4 protein-coding genes and 1 pseudogene are annotated in these 3,517 nt (G+C 66.6%); 2 read left to right on the top strand and 3 right to left on the bottom strand.

Features of this window, described 5'->3' with window-relative positions; all coding sequences use genetic code 11:
- Nucleotides 1-191 (bottom strand): hypothetical protein (locus JMF90_RS29320; RefSeq protein ID WP_201325768.1); only part of this gene is annotated, 191 nt, incomplete at its 3' end.
- Nucleotides 192-344: 153 nt separating this feature from the next.
- Between JMF90_RS29320 and JMF90_RS29315 the strand changes: the two genes are divergently transcribed.
- Nucleotides 345-1,232 (top strand): LysR substrate-binding domain-containing protein, encoded by an 888-nt coding sequence (locus JMF90_RS29315; protein WP_201317219.1) that lies wholly within the window; start codon nucleotides 345-347, stop codon nucleotides 1,230-1,232.
- Between the two features lie 22 nt (nucleotides 1,233-1,254).
- On the opposite strand, the gene JMF90_RS29310 is transcribed toward JMF90_RS29315, so the two are convergent.
- Nucleotides 1,255-2,103 (bottom strand): LysR substrate-binding domain-containing protein, encoded by an 849-nt coding sequence (locus JMF90_RS29310; protein ID WP_201317218.1) that lies wholly within the window; start codon nucleotides 2,101-2,103, stop codon nucleotides 1,255-1,257.
- Between the two features lie 111 nt (nucleotides 2,104-2,214).
- Here JMF90_RS29310 and JMF90_RS29305 point away from each other — a divergent pair.
- A pseudogene (locus tag JMF90_RS29305) lies at nucleotides 2,215-2,863 on the top strand (LysE family translocator).
- Between the two features lie 32 nt (nucleotides 2,864-2,895).
- Here JMF90_RS29305 and JMF90_RS29300 read toward each other — a convergent pair.
- On the bottom strand, nucleotides 2,896-3,517 hold a 622-nt coding region (locus JMF90_RS29300; RefSeq protein ID WP_201325767.1), incomplete at its 5' end, for an LLM class flavin-dependent oxidoreductase.

The following is a 3,517-nucleotide window of genomic DNA, read 5'->3' as shown; positions in this document are numbered from 1 at the left end:
TCCGCATGCGCGGGGCAGATCACCGCCTGCGGCAGGCGCTGGTAGATCGAGTTGTCGGTGGCCTGCACGGTCCGGTTCGCGTGGTCCGCGCGGATTTCCCCGGCGAAGCCGGCGGCCTGCAGCGCGGCGAGAAAATCGCGGTAAACGTTCGCGGACGGGCTGGCGGGACGGGGCAACGGGGCGATCGACATGGTGCAAAGGCGCAATGTGGGTGGAGCCGGCCGGTTCACGCACGCCAAAACATGATTTTTTGGCAAGTTTCCGCCCAACCGGGAATTGCAGTATCTTTCGATATTCCGCCAGAAACAAACGAATTCTTACCCGGCGAAGCTTGCATAAAACTCATGAATTACCGTCGCCTCACCCCGTCGATGTCACTGCTGCTCGTGTTCGAGGCCGCCGCGCGGCATGAAAGCTATACGCGTGCGGCCGAAGAACTGTCGCTGAGCCAGAGCGCGATCAGCCGGCAGGTGCAGACGCTCGAGGATCAGCTCGGCGTGCCGCTGTTCCGGCGCGAGGGCCGCTCGGTCAAGCTGACCGAAGTCGGCCGCCGCTACTTCGCCGAGCTGAGCGGCGCGCTCGGGCGCATCCGCGGCGCGACGCTGCAGGCGATGTCGCACCAGGCCGGCGCCGGCACGCTGCGGCTGGCCACCCTGCCGACGTTCGGCTCGAAATGGCTGCTGCCGCACCTGCACGGCTTCTACGCCGCGCATCCGGGCGTGACCGTGCACCTTCATTCACGGATCGGTGCGATCGATTTCCTCCACGACGACCTCGACGCGGCAATCACCGTCGGCGCGGCCTGGCCGGGCCTGCACGCGCACCGGCTGTACAACGAATTCCTGATCGCGATCGCGCCGCCCGACACGGGCCGCGGCCGCAAGGCCGACGCGCGCACGCCAGCCTGGGCCGCAAAGCAGACGCTGCTGGGCGTGACGAGCAATCAGCAGGCCTGGGCAGAGTGGTTCTCGCACTATCGGCTCGACCATCGCCAGATGCGGATCGGTCCGAGTTTCGAGCTGACGTCGCACCTGATCCAGGCCGTGCGCGCGGGAATGGGGATCGGGCTGGTGCCGAAGGTGCTGGTGGAGGACGAATTGAGCCGCGGCGAGCTCGTGTCGATCGGCGACGCGATTACCAGCCAGCGCAGCTATTACCTCGTCTACCCGCCGGGCAACGAAACGCTGCCGTCGCTGGTCGCGTTTCGCGAATGGCTGCTGACGTCGTGCTGACGCGCTTGCGGCGACGTGCCGGTCAGGCGCGCCACTCGCCGAGAATCTGCTCGGCAAGGTAGTCGCACGGCGGCCGCGCGGACTGCGCGCTGCGCGCGAGCACGACCTCGAGTTCGCCGAGCGACGGCAGCCCGTGGCTCTCCGACAGCTGCAACAGGTGATCGGGCACGCAGCAGCGCGCGAGCGGCGCGATCGCGAGGCCGGCCTCGACCATGCTGAGCAGCCCGAGGAAACTCGGGCTTTCGTACGACATCCGGAACGGAATCTTCCGCCGGTTCAGCGCCTTGATCGCATGATCGCGCGCCATGCTGCCATGTGAGAACAGCGCAACCGGCAGCGGCCGCTCTTCCCACACGTTCCGTTTCGGCGATCCCGTCCAGACGATCGGCTCGAGCCGGATCAGCTCGCCGGACACGCCCTTGACGCGGGTCAGGCACGCGAGGTCGACCGTGTTGTCCTTCAGCATCGGCACGAGCGCACTGCTCGGCTGGCCGATCACGCGCACTTCCACACGCGGATGCATCGCGGCGAACTTGCCGAGCACCTGCGGCAGCAGCGACGAGATGTAATCGTCGGGCACGCCGATCGTCACGCGGCCGCGGATCTCCGGGCGCACGACCGACGCCCACGCCTCGTCGCGCATCGCGAGCATCCGGCGGCCGTAGTCGGCAAGCATCCTGCCGTCGTCGGTCGGCGTCACGTTGCGCGTGTCGCGGATGAACAGCAGCTTGCCGAGCGCGTCTTCCAGCGTCCTGATCTGCATGCTCACCGCCGACGGCGACCGGTGCACGGCCTGCGCGCCCTGCGCGAACGATCCGGATTCCGCGACGGCCACCACCATCGCGAGCACATCGAGGTCGAGCTTCTTCATGTGAATTCAGAAAAACTGATCAATCGATTCAGTTTATCCCGTTTTACTGTTCACCTCCATCGCCGGAGAATGAATTCCGTCAGCACTCACTCGACGCAGGAAGCGGAAAACATGCAAACGTCCGGATCGCTCTACGGGTTTCTCGTCATCGGCGGCATGCTCGCGGTCACGCCGGGGCCGAACATGGTCTACGTGATGTCGCGCTCGATCGCGCAAGGGCGGGCGGCGGGCCTCGTTTCGCTCGCGGGCGTGATGCTCGGCTACCTGTTCTACATGTTCGCCGCGGCATTCGGCATCACGACGCTGTTCATGAGCGTGCCCTATGCGGGCAGCGTGCTGGGCGCGGTCGGGGCGACCTATCTGCTGTACCTCGCCTGGCAGGCGGTGCGGCCCGGCGGCCGCTCGCCGTTCGAGGTGAAGACGTTGCCGAACGAGCAGCCGCTGCGGCTGCTCGCGATGGGCGCGACGACCAGCGTGCTGAACCCGAAGCTCGCGATGCTGTTCGTGTCGCTGTTGCCGCAGTTCATCGACTACGGGCATGGCGGCGTGTTCGGCCAGTCGCTTGTTTCTGGGCTCGCTGCTGATCGCCGCATTCGCGTCGGCCAACGGGCTGGTGGCGATCTGCTCGGGCAGCCTGGCGAAGTTCCTGCACGGCCGCCCGACGCTGCTGCTCGCGCAGCGCTGGGCGATGGGCGCGGTGCTCGGCGGCCTTGGCGTGGAAATGCTCGTCGAGGCGTCGAAGTCGGCGGGCATCGCGTAAGCATCGTGCCGCCGCGCGGGCGGCGGCCCGCGTCACGCGGCAACGGCCTGCCGCTGCGCCTCGAGTTCGCGCACGAGCGGCAGCACGCGCTTGCCGAAATACTCGACTTCCTCGATGAAATGCAGGAACCCGGCCAGCACGAGATCGACGCCGATCGCCTTCAGCGCGACGATCCGCTCGGCGATCTGCTGCGGCGTGCCGATCAGGTTCGTGCGGAAGCCGTCGTTGTACTGCACGAGATCCTCGAACGTCGATTTCGCCCAGTTGCCTTCGCCTTCGGGCGACGCCTTGCCGGCCTGCTTCACCGCATCGCCGAACGCGTGCACGGCCTCGACGTGCGCATGCCGGATGATGTCGTCGAGCACGGCCTTCGCTTCTTCCTCGGTGTCGCGCGCGATCACGAATGCATTGACGCCGATGCGCACGCGATGGTTGTTCGCCGCCGCCTTCGCGCGAATGTCGTCGATCTGCGCCTTCAGGTTCTCCGGCGTATTGCCGTTCGTGAAATACCAGTCCGACACGCTCGCCGCGTTGTCGCGCGCCGCGCGCGAGCTGCCGCCCTGGAAGATTTCCGGATGCGGCTTCTGCAAAGGCTTCGGGCTCAGCGTGTAGTCGTTGAAGCGGTAGAAGTCGCCCTTGAACGTGAAGTTGTCC

This window comes from Burkholderia sp. E168m23, from assembly GCF_016586125.1.
Classification (GTDB): Bacteria; Pseudomonadota; Gammaproteobacteria; order Burkholderiales; family Burkholderiaceae; genus Burkholderia; species Burkholderia orbicola.
The sequence above is the reverse complement of the archived record's forward strand: the minus strand, read 5'-3'. Positions and strand labels throughout refer to the sequence as shown.